The organism is Lentilactobacillus rapi DSM 19907 = JCM 15042, from assembly GCF_001436255.1.
GTDB classification, from domain to species: Bacteria; Bacillota; Bacilli; order Lactobacillales; family Lactobacillaceae; genus Lentilactobacillus; species Lentilactobacillus rapi.
In genome coordinates this window covers 42,952-59,035 of sequence record NZ_AZEI01000085.1, presented here as the reverse complement: position 1 = coordinate 59,035, position 16,084 = coordinate 42,952, and the positions used below count along the sequence as shown (strand labels likewise).

Genomic DNA, 16,084 nt, shown 5'->3' with positions numbered 1-16,084 from the left:
CAGTTATGTGCCTGAAAATTATTAAATATTATCTCCAACTATTGGGGTTCACTTCACAAACCAGAATGCATTACTTTTTTCACTTAAATTCTGGGATCAAAACGCCTTTCGTCCCAATCTCGGCCGTTTGACGCAGCTTTAATCCAAGTTAATGACCCCCAAATGGAATTTAACAATCCCTCTATCTTCGGGCAATCAACCAACAAGCCAATGCGTAACCTAACCGTTGGGCAGTTTGCGCCGTCGGGTGAATCTTATGATCCTGTAATGTTTGATCACGGTTATGCCAACTAATGACGGTTGGCGCAATTTGATTAAAGTCAACCACCGTCGCACGGTTTCGCCGGTAGGTTCTGGCTTCGGCTGCCCGCAACTGATCAAAGGTATAACCATACATGTTTGGAATATGATCACAACTTCGACCGAGCACATCATAACGGGAAATTGGCAAGATTCCGTATACCTTAGCACGTGGATTAACTTTGTGAATATAGTTGATTTCTAATGCCAAATGACGAGTCACATTTTGCAAGCTACCTGACCTGGATCCGTTTGTATAGTCGTTGGTGCAAATTTGGACAAAGATCAGATTCATCTTCTTAATTGTCTTACGCTGGTGCTTCAAAACTTCACTCAAGTCTTCTGGAACAACTCGATTATATTTACCACCAACGTATCTGAACCGATGCCCCACAATTTGGGCACTGGGAACTGCTTCATTATGGACTTTCGGCTTGGCGCCCAGGTATTTTCTTGTCCAGTCCGGATAAGCATCATTCAAATAAAAATGATAACCGTCCCATCCAGATGGAATCGAATCACCAAACACGCCAATCCGTTTATGGCTAAATCGATTTCCTGCTTTGGGCAATTTGATCTGAAAGGATTGACTGCCAATTCCCTTAACTTGGGAATGAAACACCCAGTACGTATGCCGGCCATTGGCACTCACCAATTTGAAGACGGCCCTTTTTTGACCATTTACCACAACATGGGCCACCTGCGTGCGATACCAAGCTGTCCTTAAATAACGTTTGGCAGAAACGGATCGTTTGAAACTGAGGCTGGTGTATAGATAGGCCCGTTTCTTAACTGCGTAAGCGTGGGCATGAATCGGCAGGACCGCATGCACGTGAACATCCTTGATTGGATTAGCTTGAACCCCCTGCTGACTAACCAATAAACCACACGCTATTATGAAGCTAATAAGCCAAAAGAAACGCCCCTTATGTAACAAAGCAAATCCTCCCCCAATTAATCAACCGCCGCATTCTAATTATTAATTATACGACAAGTTAGATCACTGGATTGTTTCGTTTTGGTTACAGGCGGGGCGGCGAGTTCAATCGACTTCATTTTTGTTTAAGGGCATACATAGTTAGTTATGGAAATCGATAAAAGAGGGGATATTAGCCCGCAGATTATGCTCCGGTTATTAACCGCTTTGCTGCGCTCACTTTCCAGGACAGCTCCGACGCAACTGATGCTAACATCTAAAGGGCTTTGAACTCAAACCCAAAACCGGGGTTTAAGCCCAAAGCCCTTTAGATACCGCATCACCCGTTGCTCGTCGCTCACTTGTTTAGGACAGCTCCTCAAAGCAGGAATCTGCACATAAGCACCCTGTCTGTAAATCCAGAACCAGGATTTTCAGACAGGGCGACTTATGCTCCGATTCCTAAGCGCTTTGATCCGCTCACTTCTCTTAGGACAGCTCCTCCAGGCAGCAGCCTGCACGTAAGCACCTTTGGCAAAAATCCCAAAATCAGGGATTTTTGCCAAAGGAGACTTACGCTCCGGTTGCTAACCGCCTGGATCCGCTCACTTCTCTTAGGACAGCTCCTCAAAGCAGAGATCTGCATGTAAGCACCTCGAACAAAAATTCCCAAAACCGGAATTTCCGTTCGAGGAGACTTACACTCCGATCTCTAACGCTTTGCTGCGCTCACTTCTCTTTTTTACTTATAATAAATTTTGACAAACTGTTTGTTGGCCGTAACGTAGCCGCCATTTACAACCAACCGCTTCGTTCCCGATTTGGTCAATGAGGTTGGGTGGCTATACGTATAACCCTTGACAGTTAATTTGGTTCCCTTCTTATAAGAACCATTCCGTTTCGTGAAATTAGCATCCCGATAGCGGTTAATTGGTTGTTTAACGACAATTCGTTTAGGCATCTTGACTCTGCCCAACTGAACCAATTTCCGATTACTGGTAATATAGTTGCCATCTGCGAGGACCAGATAACGGCGAGTTAAATTATGCGTTACCAGGTTGCCAACTTTAACGACTTGCCCTTGTTGATAGTGTCGAACCGTGCTGGTTAAATTACGATTTCGATACTCTTTAATCCCCTTAGGACTGATAACTGTAATCACGGATTGTTTACTTTGATAATAAACGGGGCGAACGTACTTGGAGTTAGCCGTAATGAATCCAGTCTTGCCAGCACTTTTACTTTCGTGGTTCACGTCACGAACCCGATATCGCAAATTGCCGGCCTTGGAATACTGATACCCGGTTACGACAAACATCGGTCGAAATACCCGCGGCTTCTTCGCGTAACCAACGATTCGCTCGGACTTTTTAAAGTTCACATTTTTATATAGGTATATCTTCTTCATTGAATAAACAACCGTCTGTTCAACGCTGGCTGGCTGATTGGTGGTGGTTTCCTCCGGCTTAATCGGGGTCGTTGGAATGATCGGTTGACTCGGCGTGGTCGGTTCAGTTGGCACACTTGGCGTATCTGGGTTAACTGGATTGACCGGCGAAGCGTTCTTCGTATACACCAACTTGAAGGTCTGCGCCTGATCGCTAATCTTACCAGTCTGGGCAGGTTCGTACGTTTTAAACGTGTAGCCAGGGATGCTCAATTGATACTGACTGGTAGAAAGATCAAATTCCTGATCGATTGACCCCGTAATTGTCTGAGAAGCATGAATTGAGTTGCCTTGTTCATCCACGTAGTCAACCGTCACTGGTTTAGCAACCAATGGGGTTATCGTATAAGGCTTAAAGTACGTCATTACTGGGAAGCTGTAAGTCGTCCCACCTCCCAAGAAATAACGATACTGGGCAATCATATAATAGGTGTACGGGTTATGAATCACTGCCGCTTCGGTTCCCCATGGGTCGGTGTCGTCAACACTTGGCTGAATCTGGGGTGCCAGCCCTGAATAGTCGATATCATCGCCGACTACTTTGGCCGTTCCCTCAGTTCCATCCTTGTTGAAAACACCATTTCTAAATACTTGGACGTGTTGATAAGGGGTTGTGGTCTCGGCTTGGAATCCGGTAGCTTTAGTACCCGTAGCAATCCATTTAGGATCATAAGGTTGAAACGGCTTAGTGGGGGTTGTCTCAGTATTCTGCGGCAGCTCGTCTTTGAATGGTGCCTGCCAAGTATAGGAATTGCTCGGTAAATCAACGGCCGGCAATACAACAACCTGGTTCAAATAATTAAAGCCACCAGTATACTGTTTGGCATTCAACACATTCAGGTTATAAATACAGTTGTCGTTAATATACAGCGTCTTCAGATTTGGCAATTTGGCAATCGGTGAAATATCTGCAACCCGGTTCCCCACTAGATCAAGATATTCAAGCTTGGTGAGATTCTTCAGTGGGGAAATATCGGTGATATCATTTCGGGTAAACTGATGACCATAACCATAGTTCACGCTGATATTCAATTTAATCAGATTAGTGGCATACTCGATCCCCTTTAATGAATAATTACCGGGATTAGCCGGGCCAATAACGCCATTCCCCCCATCTACCGGGTCCAACGCATCGCTTTCTTCTTTGGTGCCAATCGGCCAATTCAACGATTGTAGCTGTGCTAAATCTTCTTTAAAACTATCCAGCGTAAAATCAGTCATTTGGAAATTTTGGTCAACAATGTTTTCTTGCTTCATATTCAAAAGGACTAATTGTTGCAATTTTTGATTTGGCATCAAGTCATTGATGGCTTGCTGATCGGCTGCCGTGTTGGCCTGAGCAGTGATAGTCAATGGATTAGATGCGATGCTGGTAGAAGACATAAAAGAGACCAATAACGGCATCAACGCTAACAATGCAACCGCTAACATTTTTTTAAATTTCATAAGGCAACTCCCCCCTATTCTCCCTTGGTACTCACTTTTATATTATCATATGGGGGTTATAACCAAGGTGATATCTGCTTGTGAAATTAGTTGTGTGCAGCCCTCTTCATAGTTTATTCAAATCTCAATCACAACAGTATGTTATCCTAAAATCAATCAGTCAGAAAGCCGGTGATTCCTATGCAGCAAATTTCAACCAGCACGCTCAGTAAAAATGTTCAGGCTGATCTCAATCTCAATTGGCCAACCCAGGCAATTTTGTTCTGCGCGATTATTATTGCCTGTATCGGTCTCAATCTGAATTCCGCTCCGGTCGTCATTGGTGCAATGTTGATTTCGCCATTAATGGCGCCGATTGTTGGCATTGGGTTTGCCCTTGGGAATAGCAACTCTAAACTATTACTCAAAGCAACCCGCCTAATGATCACTCAAGCGTCAATCGGGATCTTGGGGGCAACCACCTACTTTTTGATTTCACCGATTAACACCGCCAGCGATCAACTGCTTGCGCGAACTGAACCAACAATTTGGGATGTTCTCATCGCGCTTGCCGGTGGCTTTGCCGGGGTCATCAGTTTAGCCAAAAAAGGCGGTGGCGGCAACGTCGTTCCAGGCGTGGCAATTGCGACCGCTTTAATGCCGCCGCTTTGTACGGTCGGTTATGGAATCAGTCATCTGAACCTATCTTTCACCTTGGGAGCCGGCTACCTGTTTTTAATTAACGCATTCTTCATCGCCTTGGCAACAGCGGCGGGCACAATTTTCTTTCGGATTCGCAGTGGCCAGCACCTGAATGTGTCTGTCAGACAAGAGATCCTGATTTTGATCATCGCAATTATCATCATTATTCCCAGTTCGATTTCTGGTTATTCAATTGTTCGCAAATCTTACGTGGATGCACAATTATCGGCGTTTATCGAAAAAGAACTACCCAACCAGTATATTGCCAAACAATCAATTGATCATCAACACATCAAGCTAGCCGTGATTGGCCGCCGGTTAACCCAAAGTCAGATTTCCAAGCTCAAAAGTTCCTTAAAAGACTACCACCTGAAAGGCTACAAATTAACGATTACCCAGCTCACCAAGGGTAACTATATTACCGCCCAACAATTCCAAGATTACATGAAACAACAAAACAATGGCAATAGCTTACAATCTGATAACGATAATCAAATGGACAAATAAAGAGGTGACACCATATCGAATTTTGGTGATCACCTCTTTTGTTGGAACCATAGTCAGAATAACTGGCGGTTCAAGCGGATATCATCGTGATCGGTAATTTGCCTGATCACTCGACAAGGGTTGCCAACAGCCAATGAATTCGCGGGGATGTCTCGGGTGACCACGCTGCCAGCGCCAATCACCGAACCATTCCCAATCGTCACGCCGCCAATCACCGTCACATTACTTGCCAGCCAACAATTGCTTTCAATTGTAATTGGTTTTGAATACTCCTTGCCTGGCAAGTCGTCGGGAATAAAGTTACGATCTTGGTATCTTAATGGGTGCATGGCAGTCGCCAAGGTGACGTTTGGCCCAAGCAGAACATCGTCACCAATTGTCACTCGACCACTATCCAGCACGGTGATATTGGTGTTGCCATAAAAACGTTCACCAATTGTGGTATGAGTCCCGTAATCAAAAAAGATTGGTCCCTGAAAGTAAATCCGCTTGCCAGCGTTAGGTAACAATTGTTCAAGCAACTGCCGCCGTTTTTCCATCTCGTCTTCAAATGTGTCGTTATACAATTTTGATAAACGGTGAGCTAACTGTTGCCGCTTGGCTAATGCTGGTTCGCGCGGATTGGCAAGCTTTCCTGCAAGCAACTTTTCATCTTCGTTCATGAGTGATTTTCCCCCTAAAATTTCGGCGATTCCAATGATGACTATGATGATCCTCGTTCCTTAATCACACCTTTAAAATTGAGTATAACGCGATTCCCACATTATTCATATTCACCACACATTCAAACAACTAGCGCAACAGATTCCTTCATGGTAGGATAAAGGCAAATTTAGTTGACAGGCAATCTAATATTACTATCAGTAAATGACCGAAGGAAGGATTTTTATGCAATCATTGGAAGATCAATTACAGCAGCTATCCCCAGAGGATCTGATTAAGCTCACATCTGGAGCGGATTTTTGGCGGTCAGCTGCCCTCCCGAAACACCAAATTCCGAGCTTTCGAATGAGTGATGGGCCCAATGGACTGCGTTATCAAGCTGGCGAGGGTGATGCGTTGGGAATAAATGAAAGCGTTATCAGCACGTGTTTCCCAACTGCCAGCGCCGTCGCTTGTACCTGGGATCCTCAGCTAATTTCTGAAATGGGGCAAGCGATTGGCTTGGAAGCCCGCAGTTTAAAAGTCGACATGGTTTTAGGACCGGGAATTAATATCAAACGTAATCCCCTCTGCGGCCGCAACTTTGAATATTTCAGCGAAGATCCTTACTTGGCCGGGACAATTGGGGCTGCCTGGATCAAAGGCCTGCAGTCACAAGGTGTCGCTGCATGTTTGAAGCATTTCGCCGGGAATAATCAGGAGAACGATCGACTATTGTCGGATTCATTAATTGATCCCATTGCTCTTCATGAACTCTATTTGGAAGCCTTTCGAATTGCCGTGCAAACTGCCCAGCCTGAGGGCATCATGTGCTCATATAATAAAATCAACGGTACCTATGCCAGCGACAACGCCTATTTATTGACGGATGTTTTACGCTGACAATGGGGCTTTTCAGGAACCGTGGTCACGGATTGGGGCGCGTTAAACGATAAAGTTACCAGCCTCAATGCCGGCGGTGATCTTGAAATGCCATCGAGCCACAACATGTTTGACCAGCAGGCTTTGACCTCGCTGAAAACTGGTCGTTTGAAGCCCGAAGCCCTTTCTCGAGCTGCAGGCAACGTTGTACGCGTCGCCGAAAAACGCCGACCTGACTTTAAAGATGACCGTCAAGCTTTGTTAACTCAGCATGGTCAGTTGGCTCAACGAATTGAAGAAAATGCAGCCGTTCTCCTAAAAAATGAGGATCAAATTTTGCCAATTCAACCCTCACAAAAGATCCTGGTAGTTGGTGAAATGGCCACCGAGACCCGCTATCAAGGCGCTGGTTCTTCTCATATCAATCCACCGGCTCAAACTTCAATTTTATCGGGCTTGACCAAGGCAAACATCCCCCATGACTATGAGCAGGGTTACGCGTTTTCAAAACCCAACGATGCGCAGTTAACGCGTGCAGCTGAAACTGCTGCTAAAGATGCCCAGACAGTCCTGGTCGTTGTCGGCTTACCAGAAAGTGATGAATCAGAAGGCTTCGACCGTCAAAACATGAAGCTCCCTGATAATCAAAACGCTTTGATTGACCGCCTGGCCGCCATCAATTCAAATTTAATCGTCTTATTAGTTGCCGGCGCGCCAGTTGAACTGCCCTGGCGTAACAAAGTTAAGGGGTTGATCAACCTCTATTTGGGCGGTCAGTTTGTGGGGGACGCCGCTGCCAATCTATTAACTGGCAAAGTCAATCCTTCCGGAAAGTTAGCGGAAAGCTACCCCATTACGTATCAAGATGTGCCCTCAGCTGACCTGTATGACAAAAATCCTCGCTCAGTCGCATACGCTGAGAGTGTTTACGTTGGTTACCGCTACTATGAAAAAGCCCACCAGACCGTGGCTTTCCCATTTGGCTTTGGCTTAAGCTACACCACCTTTAACTTAACCGATGCAAAATTAAGTCAGCCAACAATCCAAGCCGACCAGTCAATCGATGTGCAGGTCACCCTCACCAACAGCGGCAGCCGTGACGGTGCTGAGGTGGTTGAAGTGTTCGTTGGCAATCCAGCGCAACGGGCTTTAAAACCACTTAAGGAATTAAAAGGCTTCCAAAAGGTCTTTTTGAAAGCCGGCGAAACTAAATCTGTGACCATCACGCTGTCCGCTCAGGCATTTAGCGAATGGAACGATCAGCAACAACAATGGCAATTACCGACGGCCAAAAAATCAGTCATCGTCAAAATTGGCTCTACTCAGCAAACGCTCAGCCTGCCAGTTCAAGCTTCCGGTCAATCATCGCCAATGACTCAGGAAATGCCCGCTTGGTACACAACCCCAATTGGCAAACCCAGTCTGGCAGACTTCACGGCAATGAGTGGCTTGAAAGTTCAGCCACAAACACCGCCCCAGCCTGGCCAATATACTCGGTTGAACACGCCGCGGGAACTTGGAGTCCACTCTGTCATTATTCGCACCATTGCCAATACCTTAAAAAAGAACATGACCAAAGACATTGCAGATCCCGACAGCTCCGAAGCCCGCTTCATGGTGACCATTGTCATGGATACGCCACTGATTCGGCTGGCTCAGCAGTCCAGCGGCAAACTGTCCCTTGGTCTAGTAGATAGGCTGGTTGCCTTGGCCAATCGCCATTATTTAAAAGCAATTTTTGGTTGATAACAATCATTAGCTTCTGAGGAGGCCATCTCATGACACGAACATTAAATTGGCGGCTTGCACCCGCACTGTTATCGATTTCAATTCTCTTAACAAGTGCCAACGCGGTCGCTGGCACCATTCCACTGATGGCGGCGAGATTCCCAACGGTTCCGCTGAGCCAAATTGAAAGTTTAACCACAATCCCCAGCCTAAGTGTGTTAATTTTTGTTGTTTTAAGCAATCCAATCGCTAAAAAGTTGGGTAACAAAGTAACCGTCCTGTTGGGCGTTTTAATCGTCTTGATTGCCGGCTTAATCCCCATTGTTGCCAATTCCTTTTGGCTGATTCTGAGCTCTCGATTCCTTTTGGGAGCTGGAATCGGGCTATTCAATGCCATGGCCTATAGTTTAATCAGTTCGTACTACCAAGGAGCTAAGCGGCAAACCATGATGGGCTATCAAGGATCCGTTAACTCACTGGGAAATATTCTGATGTTTTTAATTTCATCATTGCTGATTGGATTTGGCTGGCGTCAGGTTTATTTATATTATTTAATCGCAATTCCAGTCTTTATCTTATTCTGGTGGGGCGCGCCAAATCAACGTCCCGCAGCTGAAAACCAGGAAGAATCGTCAACTGCTCAACCGCAGCTTGGGTTGGGGCAATTACTAAAAGGCCGCTTAATGATTTATGCGTTACTCGTGCTGTTTAGCATGATGATTATGCAGACGGTTATCGTTAAAATTTCAGGATTAATTTTGAGCGCCGGTTATGGCAAAATCGCTGATGGCAGTATTGCTCTGGCCATCTTGGGAGTCGCTAATATGATTGGCGGCACCCTTTATGGTCAGATATTCAAATTGCTTCATCGATTGATTATGCCCCTTGGACTGCTAATTGACGCCGTGGCCCTATTTGCGCTGGCCCACTCCGAATCCCTGTGGCTAACCTACACCTTAACCACGGTTGCCGGTTTAAGTACTTCTCTGGTCGGCCCCTATTTGTTCGCGGGATCCGCTGAAATTGCCGGCAAAGGCAACGAAACACTGGCTTCATCCGTCCTCATTGTTGGCATCAATATCGGCGTGTTCATTACCCCGTATGCGTTATCTGGCCTCAGCCACTTAATCGGCAGTGATCAACCAGGCCCAATTCTAGTGGCCGTCAGTATCATCTTAGCCGTCATCGGCGGACTTACCTTCTTATTGAGGGAACCGGAATGAATTGGGCTTGATCTTGGCTGGCTCGTTAACCACTACTTCACCCTCTTATTAATCTAATGTTTCATCAGCCCATTCGTCAAAAATGCCGTGATATGTTTGATTTCGTCTGTCATGTTAACTGGCATGTTCAACAACCGTTTACCAAAATAGCCTAAAATCGCAGTAAACAGGAACTGAATAATATAATCTTCCGGCAAGTCAACCATCTTGCCGGCTTTTTGTAGTCGTTTGATATTTGGCACAACGTTGGTTGACATTTGGTTGGTAAAAGCCGCTTTGAGTTGGTTAATAACGCCCTGATCGTCAACAATAATCTGGTCAGCCATCAACTTTAAGGCTGCATAATTCTTATCGATAAATCTCAGCCGGTCCGGGACAATTGCGTCAACAAAGCTTTCAACGTCATCAAATGAATGCTGAAAAGCCGTCGTCCCAAATTCATCAACCGCTTGTGGCAAGGCCTGGGTCAAGAGTGGTGTCAAGACAGCCACCAACAGCGCCTGCTTGTTTTGAAACCGTTGATAGACTGACCCAACAGCAACCCCAGCCCGCTCGGCAATCTGGGCACTGGAAGTTTCGCTAAAGCCTTGTGAGGAAAACAACTCGAGTGCCGCTTGTAAAATTTGTTTTTGTTTATCCGTTAAATCGTCCATTTTCTTTAAAGTCTCTTTATACAACTCTTGAAAATCATTCTCGCCGTTTGCCACGGTCCCCACCTCATTTCAATCTTTAGTTTAGCTGACTTTCAAATATTGCACAAACTTGTTTGACATTTTGGTAAAAAAAGACTAATTTTGCTTTTGTTCATAAAATGAATGAGCATTCATTCATAACTTGAGAGGGGTTTAAAAATGACAAAATGGTTTACAAATAAATTTAGTTGGTTGGGACTCTTAATTGCTTCCTTCATTTCACTATCATTTTTGTTTTGTGCACTACCAGCATTTAAGCAGATGCCGACCAATGCGAAAAATTTGCCGGTTGTGATTGTTAATCAGGACAACCAGCAAATTTCAAATAAAGTGACGACCGGTTTGAAAGATAATCTGCCGTTTAAACACGTTACGACTTCGACTGACTTAGCTGGAACGAAGCAACGAATTAAGGATCGCAAAGCATCCCTGGCGGTCGTAATTCCCGCCGGATTCAACAAGGATGTTCGGGCTGGCAAACAGCCAACATTGAACTTTGTCGTCAACAACGCCAATAGCATGCTGCAGACTAACGTCAATCAGTCATTAATCTCGCGGGTCCAAAGTACCGTGAATGCGCAGTTAACCCACCAATCACTGGTAGGAATGTATGCTAAGCAGCTTGCGCCCAAGATGATGAAGACTGCCATGCAGGCCGGGATGAAGACGGCAATGCAAAAGGCGATGGCCGCCTCAAAGGGTCAAGCAGTGAACCAGAAACAAATTCAGCGGCAAGTTCAAGCACAGGTTCAGCCAAAAGTTCAAAAGCAAATAATGGCTCAAGCCACCAAGATGGCCGCCCCATTCAATCTCACCGCCAAATCAACTACTAATATGATGGGCACCAAGCAGCCAAACATGCAGCACCAAATGGCACCGATGTTTACCTCCATGGGCCAATATCTTGGGTTAATGATCGCCTCAATTATTATGACCATGACCTTCATGTCAGTCCGATTCATCGCAGGAAAATGGCGAACCTTTGCCGGTCTGCAAATTACCGGTCTGATCACTACTTTTGTGGTTGCGCTGATTACCGTCGGGGCTTTACGCAGTCTGGTCAGCTTTGATGGCAGTATTTTCAATGGCTTGCTCTGGCACAGTTATCTTTATGATTTCGCCGTCTTTGAATTTACCAGTGGCCTTGCCCTACTTTGTGGCGGTTTGCCAAGCTTCCTTCTCCAGCTGCCACTCTTTGTCCTGCAAATCTTGGGTGGTGGCGGTACCCTGCCACGTGATGCCATGTCCGGCGTCTATAAATTTATCAGCCAAACCACGCCAATGTACCAGAACATTTACAGTGATTTCAATATCATGGCTGGCCTTGGCAACACCGGCGCCTTCGAACAAACCCTCTGGTGGATTATTCTCGGCGGACTCGTGTTAGGCGGCCTGGCCGTTTGGATTGGGTATCGAAGTAAGGAACGACGGGGATTAGCAGCCGTTATTCCGGCAGTATTTTAATCGAGGATGACAAAGTTTGCGAACGCTTGTCGTGACCATAAAATGATTGGTCACTGGGACGATAATGGGCGCTTACGTCACATCTATGTGACCATTTGGCCCGAAAACTAAAGTCTTCATTGCAAGCTTAAACCATCAAAGAGGGCTCCATTGTTCTCAGAGAAGTTGTCTCTGGAAACAATGGAGCCCTTTTTGTCTTAAAAATTATTTTTTGTCCATTCATAACTGGTGCTCTCTTAATGCGTTACAACGAGACGAGAATATATCCTGATCACTTAATTCAAGTAATTGATAAATAATTTCTCGTAGATCTCAATAAAATCTAAATACATCTGTTTATCGACAGATTCATCAACCTGATGAACACTGTTGTTGCCAGGACCAAAAATGATAAACGGAAAGGCTTTTGGCTTGTCCCGCAACATGTTTGAAGCATCGGTAACCGCCGGAATGGCACCGGCTGGAATATCTTTACCAGCATACGGTTTAGCGATTTCTTGGGCTAACTTAATCAAATCAGAATCGCCACTGGTTTCAACCGACCGTTGAGACATGTAAGTGTCTTTTGAAATTTGGGCACCCGCTTGATTTTGTTTTTCAACTAATTTGTCCAGTAACGCTTCCACCACGTCATTGTCAAATTCAGGGATGGTCCGAACATTAATGTCGGCAACCGCCTGCTCTGGAATCGAATTTACCTGATTACCACCTTGGAAAATTGTGGTATTAAAGCTTAGACGGCCCAAAAGTTGACTCTTCTTATCAGTCGTCCGGAATTCATGATTGGCAGCGTGCAACAGGTCAATTAACGGATCAATGGCATTATAGCCATTCTCCGGCATTGAACTATGAGCAGCCTTCCCTTTGGAGGTCAGGCGAATATCCATCGATCCTTTATGGGCATAAGCCAATCGATATCCCGATGGCTCACCGATAATCAAGGCGTCGACATCCTTCATCGAGCCGTCATCCGCGAACGTTCTCGAGCCGACTTCACCAACTTCTTCACCCATTGTGGCCATTAAGCGAAGCGTCCCTTTTTTCAGAAGGCCTTGATCGTGAATCTCGATCATTGCGATCACCATAGCTGCTAAGCCAGATTTCATATCTGAGGCGCCGCGGCCAAACAATTGACCATCCCGCTCCACCAAAGTGAACGGGTCACTGGTCCACTGAGACTCATCCCCAGCGGAAACAACATCCATATGCCCTGAAATACCAAGCACCGGGCTGCCACTGCCAATTTCTGCTTTCAAATCTGTCCGCCGATCACTAATTGGCATGATCGTCGCCTGAATACCGTGTTTAGCAAGCAGATCTTTTAAGTATTCGCTAACCTTTTCTTCGTCTGTATTGACTGATTTAATGGCAACTAAATCCTTAAAGATTTGAAGCCGCTGTTCTTCTGAAATGACTGCCATCGAATTCCTCCTTAAGTTAGTCCTTTAAGTTGTTAATAAGTAGGACTAATTAAATAGTACCTGGTACAATTCCTATTTTAGATTGATCAACTCAAATAACAAGATTAAAAGGCATCGGTTAGCGTTAAAAATGCCATCGCCTCAAGCAACCTAGGGGCTATTTTCAATCCCCCTCATCCTTAAGCTATCTTAATCAGGCCAACCCCGACAATCATTAATACCATACCCAACGCTTGGGCTGGCACCATCTGTTGCTTCGGCGACCGCCACCAGCCAAACTGCTGAATCAGGATTGAACCGATGATTTGCCCGATCAATCCCATCATGATCGTCAAGCCAGTGCCAATTCGGGGAACCGCGATCACCGTTACCAGCAGAAATGTGCCACCCAGAAGGCCGCCAAGCCAATTCCAGGGTTTCGTGGCTTTGAGTTCGTTGGCCGTTGGAATCCGTTTGTCAACCAGCCCAGCTACAATGGCTATCAGAATTGTCCCAATAAAAAACGAGATGAACGCCGCCTGAGTTGTTGAGTGCAGTCGCGTGCCTAAATGGCCGTTGATTGCCTGCTGCATTGCGGCCAGAACGCCAACGATAATTCCCCAGACTTGCCAGCCAATCACCACGGCGGGATGATTCTGTTTGGCAACGGCTGAATCGAATTGCCTCACGTCCCGGTTTCTCAAGCTTGGTAGGACGACCGCAACTGTTACCCCGATGACCAAAATAATAATGCCGGTAAATCGTAACGAAGTCATTGCAACTTCTTCAGCGCCAAACCACCCAAACAAATCGATCACCGATCCCATGACAATTTGGCCAACGATCGGCAAAATCGTTGTTTGAATGGCGCCAATTTTGGAAAACAATAAAATGTTGGAGGTCAAATAGATGGCACCTAACAATCCGCCAAGCCAAATCCACAGCGGTTGAGATTGAATAAAGACGAAGCTTGGAAAAAGCCGGCCACTCGTACTCAAAGCTAAGATGGCTAAGTAGAGCGTCCCAACAATAAAGGAGATCGTCCCGGCAGTCAGTGGCGATCTAACCAGCCGACTTAAATCGGCATTCACCGGGCTCTGATTAGCTAACAAGAACCCGGCAATTAATGAAATCAGCATAAATATAAGCATTTGGATCCCCTCGCAATCACGTCTGTCAATCGAACATGATGAATGAACCCATCAAGTTTCTAAAAGCAGCTAATTTTCAGTGTTGTCGAAAATTAGCTGCTTGATATCATTGTTCTTATTGAACTTAACGCTCGTTATTTAGTTATCATACACCCGTTTTCATGTCTGGACATAAAATTTTCTGAATTGCCGATCACTAGCGCAAGCCACTTACCTTACTGACAAGGGCCTTCAATTCACATCAGCCCTTAATCAATTAATGGCCTGGTCATGATAAGATTAAAGCTGTTGAAGGCAACTTTATATAGTCCTTTGACGGTGAGCATAATTGATATCCTGCTGGTGGCGGCTCTCACAGCCATTGGTGGTCTAGTTGGTACCTGGACTGCCCAAGTCTCCTGGAAGTTATTTATGATCGTTACCACGTACATGATTACTCGACCAACAGGGCGCCACTCGACTAACCCGTCTGGCAAACACGCTAGACGTTAACTAAAGGGCTCAGCTGACTACTGAGCCTTTTTAAGCACAAAAAACCATCAACCAAAAAGGCTGACAGTTTTTGATCTGATCTGAAGATCTTCATGAATCAGAATTGTTCATTTGATTGACTGGATCAAATGAACGGTAATCTATAATTGATACCTGCTAACGGTAGTATATCATCCAATTCACATTGCATCAACAGACAGACTAAAATCAACGACTGGCCAGATCATTTTTCAAATTCTATCCACGCCCAACTAATCTGAAGTACTTGAGAAACAGGATACAGCTACGAACTTGCATCAGTCCACAACCTTTTCCTAAATAATCCTATTTCCCTGCAGAGTGGCCGTATTTCTTTATTTACTACAGAAGCCTACAATATAGTCATGTTATTGATACATAATAGCAAATTTTAGAAAGTGGATGAGTGTCCAAATGAAACAAGCAGTTGTTGTATCGAATTGGTTATTACAACTATGTGGATAAATTTGGGGATCCATTTGGTCAATAACTTATCGGCCATCCCTGGACTTTTATTCAACAATCCACTATCAAGGAGCTGACACTCAAATGATGCGTTCAATCTTAATTTTTCCACAGTTCAAAAAGATTAATCAAATTCAAGCTATTCGACAAGAAATTGACCCACTTTATCCTCACATCCGGCCACATATTTCCCTGGTCTTTCCGTTTGATAGTTCAATTTCTGATCATGAGCTTATTCAAGTTTTAACTCGGGCATTGACTGGTGTTAGTGCCTTTCAGATAAGCTTTTCAACCGTTTCTGGTGACCCCCAAAACGGGTATGTTTGGCTGGCAGCTTCAAAAGGGCGTGAAGCAGTCAAACGCATCCACGATCGGCTGTACTCTCAGCCAGAATTGGCTCCGTTTGAACGAAAAGAGCTTTCCTATGTCCCCCATGTCACACTTGGTCAGCTCGCGACAACCAATCAAGCTCAAACTGAAATTCAGAAGTTGCGACAAAAACAACTTGTATTCTCAACAACAATCGATAAAGTGTCAATTGAACATATTTTAGCCAATGATGACTCAGATGAGTTTTATCAGGAAGAATTAAAATAATTGAAAAAGATCAGTGAGACTGGAACGATCGGC

The 16,084-nt window shown here is 45.2% G+C and carries 11 protein-coding genes and 1 pseudogene; 6 read left to right on the top strand and 6 right to left on the bottom strand.

The features are described from left to right. Window positions 1-181: 181 nt before the first annotated feature. Both FD12_RS13160 and FD12_RS13155 read right to left on the bottom strand, forming a co-directional pair. Window positions 182-1,237 (bottom strand): SGNH/GDSL hydrolase family protein, encoded by a 1,056-nt coding sequence (locus FD12_RS13160; protein ID WP_056983434.1) that lies wholly within the window; start codon window positions 1,235-1,237, stop codon window positions 182-184. 721 nt (window positions 1,238-1,958) lie between these two features. Beyond that, window positions 1,959-4,109, bottom strand: coding sequence for a DUF5776 domain-containing protein (locus tag FD12_RS13155; RefSeq protein ID WP_056983433.1), 2,151 nt, complete (start codon window positions 4,107-4,109; stop codon window positions 1,959-1,961). 180 nt (window positions 4,110-4,289) lie between these two features. Here FD12_RS13155 and FD12_RS13150 point away from each other — a divergent pair, with 180 nt between their 5' ends. Further along, window positions 4,290-5,297: a DUF389 domain-containing protein gene (locus FD12_RS13150; RefSeq protein WP_082622278.1), complete on the top strand. Its 1,008-nt coding sequence runs from the start codon at window positions 4,290-4,292 to the stop codon at window positions 5,295-5,297. A gap of 53 nt (window positions 5,298-5,350) precedes the next feature. Here the strand turns inward: FD12_RS13150 and FD12_RS13145 are convergent, their stop codons facing one another. Further along, the gene (locus FD12_RS13145) at window positions 5,351-5,959 is read right to left on the bottom strand and encodes a sugar O-acetyltransferase (RefSeq protein ID WP_056983432.1); all 609 of its coding nucleotides are present in this window, start codon (window positions 5,957-5,959) and stop codon (window positions 5,351-5,353) included. Between the two features lie 226 nt (window positions 5,960-6,185). Here FD12_RS13145 and FD12_RS13140 point away from each other — a divergent pair. Both FD12_RS13140 and FD12_RS13135 read left to right on the top strand, forming a co-directional pair. Then, a pseudogene (locus FD12_RS13140) lies at window positions 6,186-8,567 on the top strand (glycoside hydrolase family 3 C-terminal domain-containing protein). Window positions 8,568-8,599: 32 nt separating this feature from the next. Then, the gene (locus tag FD12_RS13135; RefSeq protein WP_054747463.1) at window positions 8,600-9,772 is read left to right on the top strand and encodes an MFS transporter; all 1,173 of its coding nucleotides are present in this window, start codon (window positions 8,600-8,602) and stop codon (window positions 9,770-9,772) included. Window positions 9,773-9,825: 53 nt separating this feature from the next. Here the strand turns inward: FD12_RS13135 and FD12_RS13130 are convergent, their stop codons facing one another. Continuing rightward, a complete protein-coding gene (locus FD12_RS13130; protein WP_056983431.1) occupies window positions 9,826-10,479 on the bottom strand; it encodes a TetR/AcrR family transcriptional regulator in 654 nt (217 codons plus the stop codon). Between the two features lie 144 nt (window positions 10,480-10,623). On the opposite strand from FD12_RS13130, the gene FD12_RS13125 reads away from it, so the two are divergent. After that, complete coding sequence (locus FD12_RS13125; RefSeq protein ID WP_056983430.1) at window positions 10,624-11,928, top strand: YhgE/Pip domain-containing protein; 1,305 nt, start codon at window positions 10,624-10,626, stop codon at window positions 11,926-11,928. 275 nt (window positions 11,929-12,203) lie between these two features. Here FD12_RS13125 and FD12_RS13120 read toward each other — a convergent pair whose 3' ends face one another. Next, window positions 12,204-13,349: an ArgE/DapE family deacylase gene (locus FD12_RS13120; RefSeq protein ID WP_056983429.1), complete on the bottom strand. Its 1,146-nt coding sequence runs from the start codon at window positions 13,347-13,349 to the stop codon at window positions 12,204-12,206. A 179-nt stretch (window positions 13,350-13,528) separates the two neighbouring features. After that, window positions 13,529-14,479, bottom strand: a complete 951-nt coding sequence (locus FD12_RS13115) for a DMT family transporter (RefSeq protein WP_056983428.1) — start codon at window positions 14,477-14,479, stop codon at window positions 13,529-13,531. 270 nt (window positions 14,480-14,749) lie between these two features. Between FD12_RS13115 and FD12_RS13960 the strand changes: the two genes are divergently transcribed. Next, window positions 14,750-14,971 carry a hypothetical protein gene (locus FD12_RS13960; protein ID WP_146986032.1) on the top strand — a complete coding sequence of 74 codons (222 nt, stop codon included), beginning with the start codon at window positions 14,750-14,752 and terminating at the stop codon, window positions 14,969-14,971. Window positions 14,972-15,538: 567 nt separating this feature from the next. Next, the gene (locus FD12_RS13110; protein WP_054747464.1) at window positions 15,539-16,051 is read left to right on the top strand and encodes a 2'-5' RNA ligase family protein; all 513 of its coding nucleotides are present in this window, start codon (window positions 15,539-15,541) and stop codon (window positions 16,049-16,051) included. The last annotated feature ends 33 nt before the right edge of the window (window positions 16,052-16,084 follow it).

What these genes read in the sequence shown, in the direction of transcription:
- FD12_RS13150 (WP_082622278.1), top strand. Translation starts at nt 4,290, where the DNA reads ATGCAGCAAATTTCAACCAGCACGCTCAGTAAAAATGTTCAGGCTGAT.
- FD12_RS13110 (WP_054747464.1), top strand. Translation starts at nt 15,539, where the DNA reads ATGATGCGTTCAATCTTAATTTTTCCACAGTTCAAAAAGATTAATCAA.
- FD12_RS13120 (WP_056983429.1), bottom strand. Translation starts at nt 13,349, where the DNA reads ATGGCAGTCATTTCAGAAGAACAGCGGCTTCAAATCTTTAAGGATTTA.
- FD12_RS13135 (WP_054747463.1), top strand. Translation starts at nt 8,600, where the DNA reads ATGACACGAACATTAAATTGGCGGCTTGCACCCGCACTGTTATCGATT.
- FD12_RS13155 (WP_056983433.1), bottom strand. Translation starts at nt 4,109, where the DNA reads ATGAAATTTAAAAAAATGTTAGCGGTTGCATTGTTAGCGTTGATGCCG.
- FD12_RS13960 (WP_146986032.1), top strand. Translation starts at nt 14,750, where the DNA reads ATGATAAGATTAAAGCTGTTGAAGGCAACTTTATATAGTCCTTTGACG.
- FD12_RS13125 (WP_056983430.1), top strand. Translation starts at nt 10,624, where the DNA reads ATGACAAAATGGTTTACAAATAAATTTAGTTGGTTGGGACTCTTAATT.
- FD12_RS13145 (WP_056983432.1), bottom strand. Translation starts at nt 5,959, where the DNA reads ATGAACGAAGATGAAAAGTTGCTTGCAGGAAAGCTTGCCAATCCGCGC.
- FD12_RS13115 (WP_056983428.1), bottom strand. Translation starts at nt 14,479, where the DNA reads ATGCTTATATTTATGCTGATTTCATTAATTGCCGGGTTCTTGTTAGCT.